We start from the raw sequence: 15,950 nt of genomic DNA on the forward strand, positions 1-15,950 counted from the left end.
GTCTCGCTGACGGTGACGGGGTGACAGGCGCCCGGCGGGCGCGCAACGGCTTCGATTCTGCCGGCGGCGCGCGCGGCGTCGTTTGACCGTTGTGCGAGCGTGCTTTCCTGCACGGAAAGGCCGGCGCACCGCGCATGAGGTCGGACCCGGCCATCGCCCCGGCGAGCGCCTTTCCGTTTCGGAAAGGCTGGTTGAGCATCGATCGATTTTCGCGGTGCGCGAACGCCGTCATGATCGCCGTCATCGACAACACGATTTCATCGGAGACAGCCATGACGCGCCCCCTGGACGGCATCCGCGTGCTGGAACTCGGCCAACTGATCGCCGGGCCGTTCGCGGGCCGGATGCTCGCCGAATTCGGCGCGGACGTGATCAAGATCGAGCCGCCCGGCCTCGGCGACCCGCTGCGCAAATGGCGGCTGCTGCACGACGGCACGTCGGTCTGGTGGGCCGCGCAGTCGCGCAACAAGACCTCGCTCACGCTCGACCTGCGCACGCCCGAAGGGCAGGACGTCGTGCGCAGGCTCGTCGCCGAGACCGACGTGCTGATCGAGAACTTCCGGCCCGGCACGCTCGAAGGCTGGGGGCTCGGCTGGGACGCGCTGTCCGCGATCAATCCGGGGCTCGTGATGCTGCGCGTGTCGGGCTTCGGGCAAACGGGCCCGTACCGCGACCGCCCCGGCTTCGGCGTGATCGCCGAAGCGATGGGCGGCCTGCGGCACCTGACCGGCGAGCCCGGCCGCACGCCGGTGCGCGTCGGCATCTCGCTCGGCGATTCGCTGTCGGCGCTGCATGGCGTGATCGGCGTGCTGCTCGCGCTGCGGCATCGCGAACAGCAGGGCGGCAACGGGCAGGTCGTCGACGTCGCGCTGTACGAATCGGTGTTCAACATGATGGAAAGCCTGCTGCCCGAATACTCGGCGTTCGGCGCGGTGCGCGAGGCGGCCGGCAGCAGCCTGCCCGGCATCGCGCCGACCAACGCATACCGCTGCCGCGACGGCCGGTACGCGCTGATCGCCGGCAACGGCGACAGCATCTTCCGTCGGCTGATGGAGCTGATCGGGCGGCCCGATCTCGGCAACGATCCCGCGCTCGCGCACAACGACGGCCGCGTCGTGCAGGTCGAACGCATCGACGCGGCGATCGGCGCGTGGAGCGCGCGCCACGACCTCGACGACGTGCTGGCCGCGCTGAACGACGCGCGTATCCCGTCCGGGCGCATCTACGACGTCGCCGACATCGCGGCCGATCCGCATTACCGCGCGCGCGACATGATCGTCGACGCCGCGCTGCCCGACGGCACGCCCGTGCAGGTGCCGGGCATCGTGCCGAAACTCGGCGCGACGCCCGGGCGCATCGAACGCGCGGCGCCCGCGCTCGGCGCGGATACCGATGCGGTACTCGAATCGATCGGCATCGATGCCGCGACGCGCGGCGACTGGCGCACGCGCGGCGTGATCTGAACCGTCAACGGGAGACAAGAGGCGACATCATGAGCACTCGACACAAACGGCTCTACATCCACGAAGTCGCGACGCGCGACGGTTTCCAGAACGAAGCGGCATTCGTCGATACCGACGACAAGATCGCGCTCGTCGATGCATTGAGCGCATGCGGCTACGCGAAGATCGAAGTCACGTCGTTCACGTCGCCGAAGGCGATCCCCGCATTGCGCGACGCGGAGGCCGTGATGCACGGCATCGCGCGCGCGCCGGGCGTCGTCTATACGGTGCTCGTGCCGAACGTGCGCGGCGCCGAGCGCGCGCTGTCGTGCGGCGTCGACGAAGTGAACCTCGTGATGTCGATCAGCGAGAGCCACAACCGCGCGAACCTGCGGATGACGCGCGAGCAGTCGTTCGCGCAGCTGCGCGACGTGATCGACGCGGTGCGCGGCTCGGGTGTCGCGATCAACGTGTCGCTGTCGACCGCGATGGGCTGCCCGATGGAAGGCGACGTGCCGGCCGAAGTCGTGCTCGCATGGATGCAGCGCTTCGCGGATCTCGGCACGCACGGCTTCACGCTGTGCGACACGACGGGCATGGCGTTTCCGTCGCAGGTGCGCGATTTGTCCGGGCGCGCACGCGAGCGCTTCGGCGCGCTGCAGCTCACGCTGCATTTCCACAACACGCGCGGGATGGCGCTCGCGAATACGCTCGCGGCGCTCGACGCGGGCATCGACCGCTTCGACGCGTCGCTCGGCGGGCTCGGCGGCTGCCCGTACGCGCCGGGCGCGACCGGCAACGCGTGCACCGAGGAACTCGTGCACATGCTCGAACTGGACGGCTACGATACGGGCATCGACCTCGCGGCCGTCCTCGCTGCGTCGGCACGGCTGCCCGCGTTGATCGGGCATGACGTGCCGAGCCAGATCCTGAAGGCCGGGCGCCGCTCGGATCTTCATCCGCCACCGCACGCCGACGCCGGCGACATGCCTGCGCAGCGCGCATTCTCATGAACAGGAAAAACAGGAGCGAATCCCATGGCGCTGATCGATCACCTCGACCATCTCGTGCTGACCTGCGTCGATCCCGACAGGACGAAGCATTTCTACACGGAGGTACTGCAGATGCAGCTCGAAACCTTCGGTGCCGGCCGGCTCGCGTTCCGCTTCGGCAACCAGAAGATCAACCTGCACGTGCGCGGCGCGGAGTTCGAACCGAAAGCGCATGTGCCGGTGCCCGGCGCGCTCGACCTGTGCTTCATCGCGGCGGTGCCGCTCGACGACGTGATCGCGCACCTGAAGCGCGTCGAATGGCCGATCGTCGAAGGGCCCGTCGAACGCACGGGTGCGACGCAGAAGATTCGTTCGGTCTACGTGCGCGACCCCGACCTGAACCTGATCGAGATATCCGAGTTGATCTGACCGGCAGCGGCCGGCCTGACGCGCCGCTTCGGCGCATCGATCAGTCCGGTCGCGAAAGCACCGGCACGATGCGCGCGGCGTCGCAGTCTTTCGCCGAAAGCGGACAGGCCCGCGCCGCACCCGCCGATTCCGGATAGCCGCACCCGGCCGCGCTGCGGATAATGGTAAGAACGCGTCGGTCCGGCCGACGCCTTCGCAGCGGGCATGACGAACCTGCCCCGCACCTCCGCAACCTGCCCCGGACACTCCCCGAATGACGATTCTCTATCGCGGCATGGACCGCGCGGCGCTCGACGCCGCCTACCTGAACACGAAGGCTGTTCCCGATTTCCCGGCATTGCTCGCGTCGTGCCAGGCGCGTAGCGCGGCGCTGTACGACGCGACACCCGGCCGCCGCGACCTGCGTTACGGCGCGCAACCGGCGCAGCGCTTCGACTGGCTGCCGTGCGGGCAGCCCGACGCGCCGCTGTTCGTGTTCATTCATGGCGGCTACTGGCAACACTGCACGAAAGAGGATTTCGCATACGCGGCGAGCGGCCCGCTCGCACGCGGCTTCGACGTCGTGCTCGCCGAATACACGCTCGCGCCGGTCGCGACGATGACCGACATCGTCGGCGAGATCGGCGCGCTGCTCGATCATCTTGCGAACGATCCCGACGGCCTCGGCACCGCGCGGCGGCCGATCCACCTGAGCGGCCATTCTGCGGGCGGCCACCTGACTGCCGTGCATCGCGCGCATCGGGCCGTTGTTTCAGCGCTCGCGATCAGCCCGCTCGTCGATCTCGAACCGATCTCGCTGTGCTGCCTGAACGACAAGCTGCAGCTCACCGCGCAAGAGGTCGACGCGTACAGCCCGCTGCGTCACATCGGGCCCGGCGCGCCGACGGTCGTCGCGGTCGGCGACGCCGAACTGCCCGAACTCATCCGGCAAGCGCATGAATACGCGTCGGCGTGCGAAGCGGCCGGCGAACGGATCGCGCGCACCTGGTTGCCCGGCATGCAGCACTTCGCGGTGCTCGACGATCTCGCGAAGCCGAACGGTGCAATGCTCGCCGCGTTGCAGGCGCTCGCGCCGCGCTAGCCGAGCGATATCGCGCGCGCACGGCCGGGCGTATGATCGGCGTCAGGCCGCCGCGACGATGGCGCGCGCCGTACGGCCTTCCCAGGATCCACGACATGGTGAACCCGCTTCATTTCGATCTGCAGTCGCTGCGCGTGTTCGCGCTCGTCGCCGAACACGGCAGCCTGACGAAGGCGGCCGAACACGGCCAGCTCACGCTGTCCGCGGTCAGCAAGCGCATCGCCGAACTCGAAAGCGTGACCGGCAGCGCACTGTTCGTCCGGCATGCGCGCGGCGTCGAGTTGACGCCCGCGGGCCGTGCGCTGCTCGACCATGCGGCGAAGGTGATCGAGCAGGTCAACCGGATGGCGCACGAGATGAGCGACTACGTTGCCGGCGTGCGCGGCCATATCCACGTGTGGACCAATACGTCCGCGATCGTCCAGTTCCTGCCCGCGGATCTTGCCGCGTTCCTCACCGACAACCCGGGCATCAAGGTGAGTCTCGAGGAGCGGCTGAGCCACGAGATCGTCGATGCGCTCGGGTCCGGCAAGGCCGATCTCGGCGTGTTCGCCGACAACGTGCCGGCGCCCGGCATCGAACGGCGGCTGTACCGGCGCGACGAGCTCGTGCTGCTCGTGCCGCGCGCGCATCGCTTCGCCGCACGCGACAGCATCCGCTTCGCGGATACGCTCGACGAGGATTACGTCGGCCTGAGCGACGGCAGTTCGCTGCTCGCGCGCATGACCGATGCCGCGTTCGCGGCCGAGCGCTCGCTGAAAGTGCGGATCCAGGTATCGAATTTCGACGGCGTGAGCCGGATGATCGAGGCCGGGCTCGGCATCGGCGTGCTGCCGCGCGATGCGGTGACCGGCGAGCGCGCCGCGCGGCTCGGGGTCGTGAAGCTCGACGACGCGTGGGCGACGCGCACGCTGTGGGTCGGCGTGAAGGCCGGCACCGTGCTGACCACCGACATCGCGAAGCTGTTCGATTTCATGTCGGCGCGCTGACTGCGTCGAAACGGCGACGCACGGGGCACGCGTGCGTGCGCCCCGTGCCGGTCGCCGCATTACACCACTCGATTACACCGGATTGATTTCGTCCTGGCTGCGCCGCGTGGTCAGCGGCCCGAGCACGCGCAGCGTGATGGCGACGATGCCGAGCGCGACCGAGATCACGCCGAACATCGCGCCCGCGCCGTAGCTGCCGAGCACCGGCAGCAGCACGAACGGCAGCGCGCCGCTGACGATGCGCGACAGCGAGTATGTGCTGCCGATTGCCGTCGAGCGCACGCGTGCCGGGAAAATCTCGGCCTGGTACACGTGATACGCGTTGCTGAACACGTTCGACGCGCAGGTCGTCAGCAATCCGAAGCCGACGATCAGCGCGGTATTGCCCGAGTACGCGAAGCACAGCCCGAATACGGCGATCGACAGGATCGACGCGATCACGAGCGTGCGGCGTTCGATCCAGTTGAGCAGCGGGATCGACAGCAGCGAGCCGATCGGATAACCGACGAACGACAGCGCGATGAACAGCGTGCTGTCCGTCACGTCGAAGCCGCGGCTTTTCACGACCGTGCCGGCCAGCGTGCCGAAGCCGTAATAGCCGAAGCCCTGGAACAGGTGAAAGATCGCGAGCATCAGGTAGCGCGCGCCGTAGGGCTCGCGACGCAGCAGCGCGATGCGCTCGCCGAGCCCGAGCGGCCGTTGCGGCTCGGCCGATTCCGCGAAGTGCTCGGGCACGCGCACGCCGGTGCCTTCCGCAAAGCGCCGCAGCGCCGCGTGCGCGTCGGCGGTGCGGCCTTGCGCGAGCAGCCAGCGCGGGCTCTCCGGCAGACGGTGCTGGACGAGCAGCACGTACACGGCGCCGAGGCTGCCGATCGCGAGGATGATGCGCCAGCCGGCGACGCCGGCCACATGCAGCGGGTTCAGCCACAGCGCGAGGAAGCCGACGAGCGGCACCGCGACATAGGAAGTCGTATAGGCCCACGCGGCGAGCCGCCCGCGCTTTTCCTTCGGCAGGATTTCGGACAGGAAGCTGTCGGCGACCGGATAGATCGCGCCGACGCCGATGCCGGTCAGGAAGCGGCACGCGACGAGCATGTCGGCATTCACCGAGAACGCGCCGACCAGCGAGAACGCGCTGTACCACACGAGCGTCAGCAGGAACGCCTTGCGCCGGCCGATGCGGTCGGCGAGGCTGCCGAGGCACATCGCGCCGACGAACATCCCGATGAATGCCGATGCCAGCAGCAGCTTGAAATCGGTGCTCTGCCGGCTCAACCCGTATTCGTTCTGCAACGCCGAGCCGATCGTGCTGACGAGGAAGATCTCGTACATGTCGAAGAACAGTCCGATGCCGATCACCCACACGACGAACCGGTGCAATGCACCGACCGGCAGGTCGTCCATGAAATCGCCGAGCGTGACGCGGCGCGCGGGGAGGGCCGCCGCATCGGCGCCGACGCCGGCGGAAGCGGCCGGCGGCCGTGCGGACGCGGGGCCGCCCGCGTTGCCGCCCAGATCGAGGGATTGGCTGTTCATCGTGTCTCCTGATTATCGATATGCCGTGGCGCGCGGCCCGGCCGTTCGCGGCCGGCATGATGCGTCCGGCCGCACGATAGGGCGGCACGCACCGCAACGCCCATGAAAGGGCCGGCTGCGCGGGCCGCACCGATCGTCCGACACATGGTGGGCGAATCGGCGGCACGCGATAATTGCGGATGTTTCAAGCGTCCTTTCCCGCTCAGAAAGGGTACGTACGCGCGGCGGGCGTCATTCGCGAGGGAAGGCCGGTGCGGCCTGCGCGGCGCGCGGTTGCGCACCGGATCCGGGCCGCTCCCTTGCAACCGGGCGGGCCGGGAAAACCATGAGGCGCGTTACGTGTTGCTAACGGACGATTCCGGCCGCTGCGGCGGTTCAAGGCGGAGACGCCGCAAAAACGCGTATGACGCCACTTCGTCAAGAACATCCGATAGCGCCATCCTGACGCATCTTCGCCATGGGCTCTGTAAAGGCGAGTACAGTTCGGAGAAATTTTTCCCTGTCCGGTCCCGGCTGGAGATTGGCATAATGGGAGGCTCCGGCGAGCTCGATAAATTGAGCTGACGCCGCATTGATCAGATATGCCAATAATGTTTGGGCATCGGCAGATCGCGACCAAAAATCATTTCCTGATCGCAGAATCAAGACATGAGAGCGAATAAATGAAGCGTCGAAAATCTGTCGGCCGTTAACCATCAACAAGGTATCGGCAAATGGTCCGGTGGGATACCTAAAGCTCGCGGGTGTACGCGTATCTGCAGTTGGATCCCCTTCCATGGCCAGTGCAACATAGCGCGTGAGAAAAGCTGGATCGATCCCATCGTTGCGCCAGCGGCCGGCGAGTGCATCGGCGGTCGACAACTGGTATGCGCCGTAGTGCTTGCGATTCAGCTCCGCCGGATGCTGTGGATCGCCAAATTCCGCCTGCAGGCTCCATCCACCCGGCGGACCGCCGTATGCACCGTTGTAATAAACCAGGTACGTGATGCTGTCGGGATAAAGGGATGCATAGTGTCCAAGCCATTGAGACCCGGTCGCCCAGCCCATCGCTGCCAGGCGCGTCTCGCCCGGATTTCGGCGTTTGATGTCCTTTACCACAGCGGCAATATCGCGCACCGCTTCGTTGGACCGGACTGCAGGCGGGGCGGCGAACTGTCCGCCTTTCAATTCCGCAGGAAAATCTGATCTCCCGAACCCGCGTACATCCATCAGATACAGGCGATGTCCCGCTTTTGCGAGTTCCTCCGCCGTTGACGAGCTGGGCGCATTGACGTCCCAACTCGCTAATACGCCCGGCCGGCCGCCGTTGACCAGGAGCATCGGGCCGCGATCCGAACATGCCCGAGTATCACGAATTTCTCGTACGAAAATGTGTAGGCCATCTTCGCCCGGAATCGTGTAGTCCCGACGAATGATCTCCGCATACGTCTGGTGTGACGACAGGGCAGACAGACTGAGCAGCGTAGCGAAGGCAATTTGAGAGTGGCGCACGGACGTTTCCAGGTAAAGGGAGTCAGCTCCATTGTCTGGCCAGATTAGTAACGCATCCATGCTGCTGGTGAGGTTTTTTGATATCGTGGTGATATGGAACTTCGTCATCTGCGCCACTTTCTTGCTGTCGCGGCAGAGTTGCACATGGGGCGTGCCGCCCAGAGCCTCGGAATGGCACAACCACCGCTCAGCCAATCGATCGCGCGCCTCGAAAAGGAGCTCGGAGTTCCGCTCTTCGTCCGGGCTCATCGGCGTTTGAGCCTGACCGCGGCCGGTATGGCTTTTCGTGAGGAAGCCCAAGCGTCTGTCCATCATGCAGAATGCGCAGCCGCCTTCGCGCGATCGGCATCGCTCGGAGAAGCTGGGGTGATCCGGATCGGCTTCGATTCGGCCGCGCTCTATCAGCACTTACCGCAGCGATTGCTGGCCTTGAAGGCACAATATCCAGCGATCCACCCTGATCTGAAGGAACTCTCGACTAATGATCAGCTCGAGGCCTTGGCAGGCGGGGTTATTGATATCGGATTCGCCCATCCGCCATTCAGCACCAGGAACGCTCTGGTAGTTCACGATTTCCCCGCTGAAATCAGCATGGCCGTTCTGTTCGACGACGGCGCGACCGGCGATATCACGTTAACGGAAATTGCCGAACAGGGGTTGATTCTCTTTCCCGCTCGACAGGGCCCCGTACTTCACGCTCAGATTCTGGAAGTATTTGCCACGGCGGGACTCGAAGTCAGAATCGCTGCCGAAGCCAACCGTGCTTTAACCATGTTGTCGCTCGTCTCGGCGAAACTCGGCGCGACAATTCTGCCGGCTTCGACAAAGCGACTTCAGTTCACTGGTGTGCGGTTTGCGCATATTTGCGATGCAGCGATGCCGAAATGGCCGCTGTCCATGGTGACGAGACGCGACCAGACTTCTCGTCTGGTCAGAAAAGTATGGCAACTGTTCGTGGAAGCACAAGGTAAATAGGATTGGACCATCGGCGAATGGCAGAACGATCCCTTAACGTACGTAAAAATCCGCTTCTTGAGCGCACCCCTGACCGACATGAATCACCCGACCGATAACCGGACGCTGTTGCGCACGCTCGGCATTCGCACACCGATCGTCCAGGCGCCGATGGCCGGCGTCAGCACGCCGGCGCTGGCCGCCGCCGTGTCGAACGCGGGCGGGCTCGGCTCGCTCGGCGTCGGCGCGACGAACGCCGACGGCGCGCGCAAGATGATCCGCGACACGCGCGCGCTCACCGACCGGCCGTTCAACATCAACGTGTTCTGCCATCGTCCGGCCCGCGCCGACGCGGCCGTCGAACGCGCGTGGCTCGACTGGCTCGCGCCGGCGTTCCGCGCATACGGTGCAACGCCGCCCGCATCGCTGTCGGAGATCTATACGAGCTTCGTCGCGGACGACGCAATGCAGGCGATGCTCGCCGAAGAAAAGCCGGCCGTCGTCAGCTTCCATTTCGGGCTGCCGTCCGCGGACGTGATCGCCGCGCTGAAGCGCGCGGGCATCACGCTGTTCGCGACCGCGACGAATCTCGACGAAGCGCGGCAGATCGCCGCCGCCGGCATCGACGCGATCGTCGCGCAGGGCATTGAAGCCGGCGGGCACCGCGGCGTGTTCGATTCGACCGCCCACGACGACCGCCTCGGCACGTTCGCGCTGACGCGCCTGATCGTGCGCGAATGCGCGCTGCCCGTGATCGCTGCCGGCGGCATCATGGACGGCGAAGGCATCGCCGCCGCGCTGGCGCTCGGCGCGCAGGCCGCGCAGCTCGGCACCGCGTTCGTCGCCTGCCCGGAGACGTCGATCGACGACGGTTATCGCCGCGCGATCCTCGGCGACGCGGCGCGCCGCACGACGTTTACGTCCGCGATCTCGGGCCGGCTCGCGCGCGGTATCGCGAACCGGCTGACCGCGCTCGGCGACGACCCGCACGCGCCGGCCACGCCCGCGTATCCGATCGCGTACGACGCGGGCAAGGCGCTGCATGCGGCCGCGAAGGCGCAGGGCGAATTCGGCTACGGCGCGCAGTGGGCCGGGCAGGCGGCGCCGCTCGTCCGCTCGCTGCCGGCCGCCGAGCTGTTCGCGACGCTCGAGCGCGAAACGCGGGCCGCGATCGAGCGCCTGCAGCACGCGCTGGACTGATCGCGTTCGGCCGGCAAGCCGCCCGCACGTGCCGGCGATCCGTGCTTCAGATCGCCGCGCCGAACGTGTTCCGTCTGCCATCGATTTGCAATGCTCTGTATCTGCGCGAACCGCGGATACAGAGCGATACAAAGCAGGTTCGGGCGTCCGCTATAAAGCAGGCATGACTTCTTAGAGAGCACATCATGTCTGCAACCTGGTTCAAAGGGTCCTGCCATTGCGGGGCCGTCAAATTCGAAGTGAAAGCGGCCATTGCGCCGGCGGTTCGCTGCAACTGCAGCCTGTGCCGTCGCCGCGGCGCGCTGATGAGCCCGATGTTTCCCGCTGACCACCTGAAGATCGTCGAAGGCGAGGGCGCACTGACGTGCTACAGCTTCAACACGCACACGGCCCGCCACTATTTCTGCAGCCGTTGCGGCGTCTATCCGTTCCATCAGACACGCATGGACCCCGCATGCTGGCGCGTCAATCTCGGCTGCCTCGACGGCGTCGATCCGTATGCGCTCGACGCAACCGTCGCAAACGGCGCGAGCCTGTCGGTCGTGGAGGACGCATGAAACGCTGGCTGATGATCCTGCTGTTTGCCGCAGGCGGGCTCGCGACCGAAATCGCGCATCCGGTGCAATGCTCGCTGCTGTCGGAAAGCCGGTTGCAATCCGGCAAGCGCCGCAGGCAGGACTGACGGCGGCGATCCGGCCGCGTTGCACCATCCCGTCGCTTCATCGACACCGATTTATCATGCTTCCGATAAGATCGCACGCGATATATAATGCGTCTATCTGCGGCCGTTCGCGTCGCTGGAGGAAGTTCATGAAACCGACCGAAGCACCATCGCCCGCCGCGCCGAAGCTGTCCGAGTTCCTGTGTTTTGCGATCTACTCGGCGAACCTCGCGTTCGGCAAGGCGTACAAGCCGATCCTCGACGAGCTCGGCCTCACCTATACGCAATACATCACGATCATTGCGCTGTGGGAGCAGGACAACCAGACGGTCGGCCAGCTCGGCGAGAAGCTGTTCCTCGAATCCAATACGCTGACGCCGATCCTGAAGAAGCTCGAGGCGATGGGTTACCTGGAGCGGCACCGCGATCCGTCGGACGAGCGCCAGGTGCTCGTCAGCCTGACGAAGAGCGGCCGGCGCGTGCGCGAGAAGGGGCTCGACATGAACCTGGTCGAAGCCACCGGGTTGAAGCCGGACGAATTCGCGAAGGTGCAGAAGGCGATCGTCACGCTGCGCGGCAACCTGATCCGGTCGACCGAAGACTAAACACACTGGCAACAAGCGGCCGACGCGCGTATCGCGTCGGCCGCTTCGTCATGCGTGTTCGTCGCCCAGCACCAGCAGGTTCATTTCGCGACGGACGACAAAACCAAGCGCGAGATAGCGTTCGATCGCGACCTCGTTTGACGTGAGGACGTGCAGGAACGGTGTTTCCGCGCGCGCACCGATCGCCGCAATCAACGACCGGATCAACCGTGCCGCAAGCCCTTGCCGCCGAAACGCGGCATCCACGCAGACGGCGCTGATCTCGGTATACCCGTCGACCTGCATCCGCTCGCCGGCCATCGCCGCCAGCCGGCCTTCGCTGCGTACGCCGATATAGTCGCCAAGCTCGATCGTGCGCGGGCCGAACGGGCCGGGCTGCGCGGCCGTGGTCAGCGCGAGCATGTCCGGCACGTCGGCTTCGGCGAGCGCGACATGCTCCGATGCATGCGCCGGATCGGGTGTCCGTTGCCAGATCATTTGAAGCAACGTCGCGCGCCGGAGCACCGACAATCCCGCCGGCGGCCGGATCTCGTCCGGCGTGACCAGCGCCGCCGGCCCGTGCGCGGCGATCAGTTCGCGCAACGCGTCGAACGATGTCGGGCTCGCGTCGGCGATCGCGGCGAACGGCGCAATGGCCGCGGGAAACCGCCGCGCGCGGTCGCTGCCGAGCGCAAAGCGGCGCTGTTTTCCCGTGAGCGCGTTCCAGACGACATGGTCGAGCGGGTGTGCGCCGCCTGTCGTGTTTCCGGTCGTGGCTTCCGGCATCGGCTGCTCCTCGATTGAAGATTTCGTGCCGCACAGAATAGACCGGATCGGCCGGGCAGGTAGCCCCGCAACGACATGGATCGCGTCATTGGCCTGACGCGCGTGCGCTGGCCTTCTTCGTTCTCGACGAATCCATAACCGGAAGACGTCGATGCAAATCAGGGCGCCCCAAATAGAAAAGCGCACGCGATTAAATCGCATGCGCCTTATGTGGCGGACGTGGACGGCCGATTCCGTCGTGCAATGCTCAATGACCGAAATAAATCGAGCGCTCGGCCGTGCGAACCGCGCTGCGGCTGCCGGACTGCGTTGTCGCGCCATCCGCGTCGTTGCCGTAACCGGACGCCATCGTATCGGCTGCGGCTACGCCGTTATCGCGAATCCGGCTCAGCGCCGCCTGGAGATTGTCCGGGTAGTTCGGATCGTTGGGGCGGTTCGGCAGGTAGCCGGCCTGCTGCAACGCGGCCAGTTCCGCACGCACCTGCGCACGCGTCACGGTACTTTCGCTGGCATTCGCCGGCGCGACGACGGCGGCCGACACGGCAACGAGGAGGGCGGCAATCAGTTGGGTTTTCATCATTCACCTCGACAAGAAAAAAGGAATTCAGCGGTTGCGCGCCGCACGCCGGCAACCGGCGCCGTTCGCGGTTTCGTTCAATGACCGAAGTAGATCGAGCGCTCGGCGATGCGCGTCGCGGGCCGGCTGCCCGACTGCGTGGCGGCGACGGCTTCGCGGCCGTAACCGGATGCCGATGCATCGGCCGTCACGGCGTCGTTTGCGTGAACGCGTGTCAGTGCGGCCTGCAGGTCGTCCGGATAGTGCGGATCGTTCGCGCGTCCCGGCCGATAGCCGGCTTGTTCGAGCTGCACGAGTTCGGCACGCACCTGCGCGCGGGACACGACGGCTTCATCGGCAAACGCCGGGACGGCAACGGCGGCCGAAACGGCCACGAGAACGGCAGCGATCAGTTGGGTTTTCATCATTCACCTCGGAACAGGAATAAAAAGAATTCAGGGGTCACGTACTGGCGCACGACGCTCAATGACCGAAATACACCGAGCGTTCGGCCACGCTGACCGCATGCCGGCGGCCCGATTGCGCCGCGGCATCGCCGTTGCTGCCGTAGCTGGATGCCTGCTCGTTGGCCGCGACGGCATCGGCCGCATGGATCTGCGCCAGCGCAGCCTGCAGATCGTTCGGATAGGTTGCGTCGGTGGCGCGATTCAGCGGATAACCGGCCGTTTGAAGCTGCGCGAGTTCGGCGCGCACCTGCGCACGCGTCACGGCGGTTTCGTTTGCAAACGCCGGTGCGGCAACAGCGGCCGAAACGGCGACGAGAAGGGCGGAGATCAATCGGGTATTCATCATTTGCCTCTATGGGAAAAGAGTCGGGAGTTCGGCAGGGCGGCGCTCGGCCGCCCGATGCCGCATTCACGCAATACGGATTTCGACGTCGATGTTGCCGCGCGTCGCCTTCGAATACGGGCAGGTCTGGTGCGCGACATCGACGATGCGCTGCGCGACCTCGCGGTCGAGCCCCGGCACGCTCACGTTCAGCCGGGCCTGCAGGAAGTACGCGTTGCCGGCCGTGCCGAGATCCACTTCGGCGTCGACGGCGAGATCGGCCGGCAGCGTCACCTTCGAGGCGCGCGCCGCAAGCTGCATCGCACCGATGAAGCAGGCCGACCAGCCGGCCGCGAACAGTTGTTCCGGGTTGGTGCCGGTGCCGGCGCTGCCCGGCGACGACAACTGGATGTCGAGGCGGCCGTCGGAACTGCGTGCCGAGCCGTCGCGGCCGCCCGAAGTCGTATGCGTCTTGCCCGTGTACAGCACTTTTTCGATCTTGCTCATCATTTGCTCCGTCAGTTGGCAGGTTTTTCTCTGATGCGATTCGATCGCATGCGATGGAGTTTCGTCGAGGCGACCACCCATGTCAAGCGCATTCGATTAAATCGCACACGATATTTTGTATTTCAATGTATCCGGAACGTGTCGGGCTTTGCGGGACAAGGCTTTCGGCCGATCGAGCCCCGATATGCAAGCTAACGGGGCGGGTGACGAACGCCGGGCAGGGCGGGCGGAAACGCCCTTGGAAATGGATTGCCGCCCCGCGAGACGGCCGATACGTCACGCCGGCTCGATCTCGGCGATCACGACGAGGATGACGGCCGCGTCGGCCGGCAACTGGCGCTGGGAGAACGCCGAGCGCGCGTGTCCCGCCTTGCCGCCCAGCGCGGCGGCGAACAGGTCGGACGCGCCGTCGATCACGGCCGGCTGCCCGTAAAAACCGTCGGCCGAGCTCACATGCCCCTCGACGCGCACGATCTTGCGCAGGCGGTCGAACCCGCGCAAATGCCTGCGGATCTGCGCGAGCACGTTCAGCGCCGCAAGCCGCGCGGCATCGCGGCCTTCGTCGACGCTCAACTGCTCGCCGACGCGGCCGGTATAGGCGATCCTGCCGTCGACGAGCGGCAGTTGTCCCGATACGAACAGCAGGTTGCCGGCTTCGCTTGCTGCCGTATAGCTGCCGAGCGGGTTCGGCGGTTCGGGTAATGCAAGGCCGAGTTCGGCCAGCTTCTGTTCGACGGTCATGTCGTTCTCCTTGCGGGAAAATGGATCGGGCGATCGGTGTTGCCTGTCGGTCACTCTAGTCATGCGGCCGAAGCCGGTAAATGTCAGCGGCGCAATTGATTCGGGACACGATGTAACGAATCGCGCCACGCGCGCTCGCTGGTTTCCCGCGCGATCTTCATGCACACTCGTTGCTTCATCGCGCGCCCCACACCGGAGACGGCAGGAACCGCACCATGCAACGCAAATTCGACGACTTGCTGCTGGGCAGCATCGAGCTGTTCTGTCTCGCCGCCGAACTCGGCAGCTTCACGCTGGCGGCAACCGCGGCGAGCGTCACGCCGGCCGCGGTCAGCCGGTCGGTGGCGCGGCTCGAGGAGCGTCTCGGCGTGCGGCTGTTCGTGCGCACGACACGACAGATCCGCCTGACCGATTCCGGCCGGCGCTATTTCGAGCAATGCCGCGATGCGCTGTCGCAGCTCGTCGACGCGGAACGCGAAGCGACCGGCCAGCAAGCAACGCCGGCCGGCGTGCTCCGGATCAGCATGCCGACGCCGTACGGGCACTACCGCGTGCTGCCGCTGCTGCCCGCGTTTCGCGAGCGCTATCCGGACGTGCGCGTCGAAACCCACCTGAGCAACCGCAACATCGACTTCGCCGAAGAGGGCTTCGATCTCGCGATCCGCGGCCGCGCGCCGGCCGATTCGAACCTGGTCGCGCGCAAGCTGGAGGATGCCGAACTCGTGATCGTCGCGGCGCCCGGCTATCTGAAGCGCGCGGGCACGCCGACCGCCATCGACGATCTGCATGCGCACGAATGCATCCAGTTCGAGCTGCCGAGCAGCGGGCGGCCGATTCCCTGGCTGTTCGACGACGGATCGGACGAGATCGATATCGCGACGACCGGCAGCTACAGTACGTCGGGCGACGTCCTCGCCGGCGTGACGCTCGCGCGCAGCGGTGCGGGCCTGTTCCAGACCTACCGCTTCATCGTCGAACAGGATCTGCGCGCCGGTACGCTCGTGGAGGTACTGCCCGGCCTTGGCGGCCGGTCGCGGCCGTTCATGCTGCTGTACCCGCATGCGCGCTTTCTGTCGTCGCGCGTGCGTGTGTTCGTCGACTTTCTCGTCGAGCATCTGGAGCGCGCGCCCGCCGGGCAGGCGCGCGGTACACGCACCAAACGAGCCGCCGCATCGCGCTAGGCACGCCGGCTCGTTCTTTCGATGCCGATGC

Annotated in this window: 19 protein-coding genes; 11 read left to right on the forward strand and 8 right to left on the reverse strand. The window is 66.1% G+C overall.

Annotation, left to right across the window (positions count from 1 at the left end):
* Positions 1–272 precede the first annotated feature (272 nt).
* The 5 genes from MRS60_RS08735 (at position 273) to MRS60_RS08755 (ending at position 4,933) form a co-directional block, all read left to right on the forward strand.
* Positions 273–1,463 (forward strand): CaiB/BaiF CoA transferase family protein, encoded by a 1,191-nt coding sequence (locus MRS60_RS08735; protein ID WP_243564542.1) that lies wholly within the window; start codon positions 273–275, stop codon positions 1,461–1,463.
* Between the two features lie 29 nt (positions 1,464–1,492).
* Positions 1,493–2,455: a hydroxymethylglutaryl-CoA lyase gene (locus MRS60_RS08740; RefSeq protein WP_243564543.1), complete on the forward strand. Its 963-nt coding sequence runs from the start codon at positions 1,493–1,495 to the stop codon at positions 2,453–2,455.
* Between the two features lie 24 nt (positions 2,456–2,479).
* A complete protein-coding gene (locus tag MRS60_RS08745) occupies positions 2,480–2,863 on the forward strand; it encodes a VOC family protein (protein ID WP_111017055.1) in 384 nt (127 codons plus the stop codon).
* A 253-nt stretch (positions 2,864–3,116) separates the two neighbouring features.
* Positions 3,117–3,944 carry an alpha/beta hydrolase gene (locus tag MRS60_RS08750; RefSeq protein WP_243564544.1) on the forward strand — a complete coding sequence of 276 codons (828 nt, stop codon included), beginning with the start codon at positions 3,117–3,119 and terminating at the stop codon, positions 3,942–3,944.
* A 95-nt stretch (positions 3,945–4,039) separates the two neighbouring features.
* Entirely contained in the window at positions 4,040–4,933 is an 894-nt protein-coding gene (locus MRS60_RS08755) for a LysR family transcriptional regulator (protein ID WP_096470941.1), read from the forward strand.
* A gap of 72 nt (positions 4,934–5,005) precedes the next feature.
* Here the strand turns inward: MRS60_RS08755 and MRS60_RS08760 are convergent, their stop codons facing one another.
* Both MRS60_RS08760 and MRS60_RS08765 read right to left on the reverse strand, forming a co-directional pair.
* On the reverse strand, positions 5,006–6,469 hold the full coding sequence (locus MRS60_RS08760; protein ID WP_034184206.1) for an MFS transporter: 1,464 nt from the start codon (positions 6,467–6,469) through the stop codon (positions 5,006–5,008).
* Between the two features lie 417 nt (positions 6,470–6,886).
* Positions 6,887–8,068 carry an alpha/beta fold hydrolase gene (locus MRS60_RS08765; RefSeq protein WP_243564545.1) on the reverse strand — a complete coding sequence of 394 codons (1,182 nt, stop codon included), beginning with the start codon at positions 8,066–8,068 and terminating at the stop codon, positions 6,887–6,889.
* Between MRS60_RS08765 and MRS60_RS08770 the strand changes: the two genes are divergently transcribed.
* The 5 genes from MRS60_RS08770 (at position 8,054) to MRS60_RS08785 (ending at position 11,380) form a co-directional block, all read left to right on the forward strand.
* A complete protein-coding gene (locus tag MRS60_RS08770) occupies positions 8,054–8,935 on the forward strand; it encodes a LysR substrate-binding domain-containing protein (RefSeq protein ID WP_217589600.1) in 882 nt (293 codons plus the stop codon). The two genes, MRS60_RS08765 and MRS60_RS08770, sit on opposite strands and share 15 nt — an antisense overlap.
* Before the next feature lie 78 nt (positions 8,936–9,013).
* Positions 9,014–10,114: an NAD(P)H-dependent flavin oxidoreductase gene (locus tag MRS60_RS08775; RefSeq protein WP_243565612.1), complete on the forward strand. Its 1,101-nt coding sequence runs from the start codon at positions 9,014–9,016 to the stop codon at positions 10,112–10,114.
* Positions 10,115–10,299: 185 nt separating this feature from the next.
* The gene (locus MRS60_RS08780; protein ID WP_243564546.1) at positions 10,300–10,671 is read left to right on the forward strand and encodes a GFA family protein; all 372 of its coding nucleotides are present in this window, start codon (positions 10,300–10,302) and stop codon (positions 10,669–10,671) included.
* Complete coding sequence (locus MRS60_RS34940; RefSeq protein ID WP_256260697.1) at positions 10,668–10,796, forward strand: hypothetical protein; 129 nt, start codon at positions 10,668–10,670, stop codon at positions 10,794–10,796. Before MRS60_RS08780 ends, MRS60_RS34940 begins: the two co-directional genes overlap by 4 nt.
* Positions 10,797–10,924: 128 nt before the next feature.
* A complete protein-coding gene (locus MRS60_RS08785; protein ID WP_034184210.1) occupies positions 10,925–11,380 on the forward strand; it encodes a MarR family winged helix-turn-helix transcriptional regulator in 456 nt (151 codons plus the stop codon).
* 48 nt (positions 11,381–11,428) lie between these two features.
* Here MRS60_RS08785 and MRS60_RS08790 read toward each other — a convergent pair whose 3' ends face one another.
* The 6 genes from MRS60_RS08790 to MRS60_RS08815 form a co-directional block, all read right to left on the reverse strand.
* Positions 11,429–12,145: a GNAT family N-acetyltransferase gene (locus MRS60_RS08790; RefSeq protein ID WP_243565613.1), complete on the reverse strand. Its 717-nt coding sequence runs from the start codon at positions 12,143–12,145 to the stop codon at positions 11,429–11,431.
* Between the two features lie 247 nt (positions 12,146–12,392).
* Positions 12,393–12,725, reverse strand: coding sequence for a DUF4148 domain-containing protein (locus MRS60_RS08795; protein ID WP_243564547.1), 333 nt, complete (start codon positions 12,723–12,725; stop codon positions 12,393–12,395).
* Positions 12,726–12,799: 74 nt separating this feature from the next.
* Positions 12,800–13,126 (reverse strand): DUF4148 domain-containing protein, encoded by a 327-nt coding sequence (locus MRS60_RS08800; RefSeq protein WP_243564548.1) that lies wholly within the window; start codon positions 13,124–13,126, stop codon positions 12,800–12,802.
* Between the two features lie 58 nt (positions 13,127–13,184).
* The gene (locus MRS60_RS08805; RefSeq protein ID WP_243564549.1) at positions 13,185–13,511 is read right to left on the reverse strand and encodes a DUF4148 domain-containing protein; all 327 of its coding nucleotides are present in this window, start codon (positions 13,509–13,511) and stop codon (positions 13,185–13,187) included.
* A 66-nt stretch (positions 13,512–13,577) separates the two neighbouring features.
* The gene (locus MRS60_RS08810; protein ID WP_243564550.1) at positions 13,578–13,997 is read right to left on the reverse strand and encodes an organic hydroperoxide resistance protein; all 420 of its coding nucleotides are present in this window, start codon (positions 13,995–13,997) and stop codon (positions 13,578–13,580) included.
* Between the two features lie 276 nt (positions 13,998–14,273).
* Positions 14,274–14,738: a RidA family protein gene (locus MRS60_RS08815; protein WP_105390146.1), complete on the reverse strand. Its 465-nt coding sequence runs from the start codon at positions 14,736–14,738 to the stop codon at positions 14,274–14,276.
* A gap of 215 nt (positions 14,739–14,953) precedes the next feature.
* On the opposite strand from MRS60_RS08815, the gene MRS60_RS08820 reads away from it, so the two are divergent.
* On the forward strand, positions 14,954–15,919 hold the full coding sequence (locus tag MRS60_RS08820) for a LysR family transcriptional regulator (RefSeq protein ID WP_243564551.1): 966 nt from the start codon (positions 14,954–14,956) through the stop codon (positions 15,917–15,919).
* The last annotated feature ends 31 nt before the right edge of the window (positions 15,920–15,950 follow it).

Source organism: Burkholderia pyrrocinia, assembly GCF_022809715.1.
Classification (GTDB): domain Bacteria; phylum Pseudomonadota; class Gammaproteobacteria; order Burkholderiales; family Burkholderiaceae; genus Burkholderia; species Burkholderia pyrrocinia_C.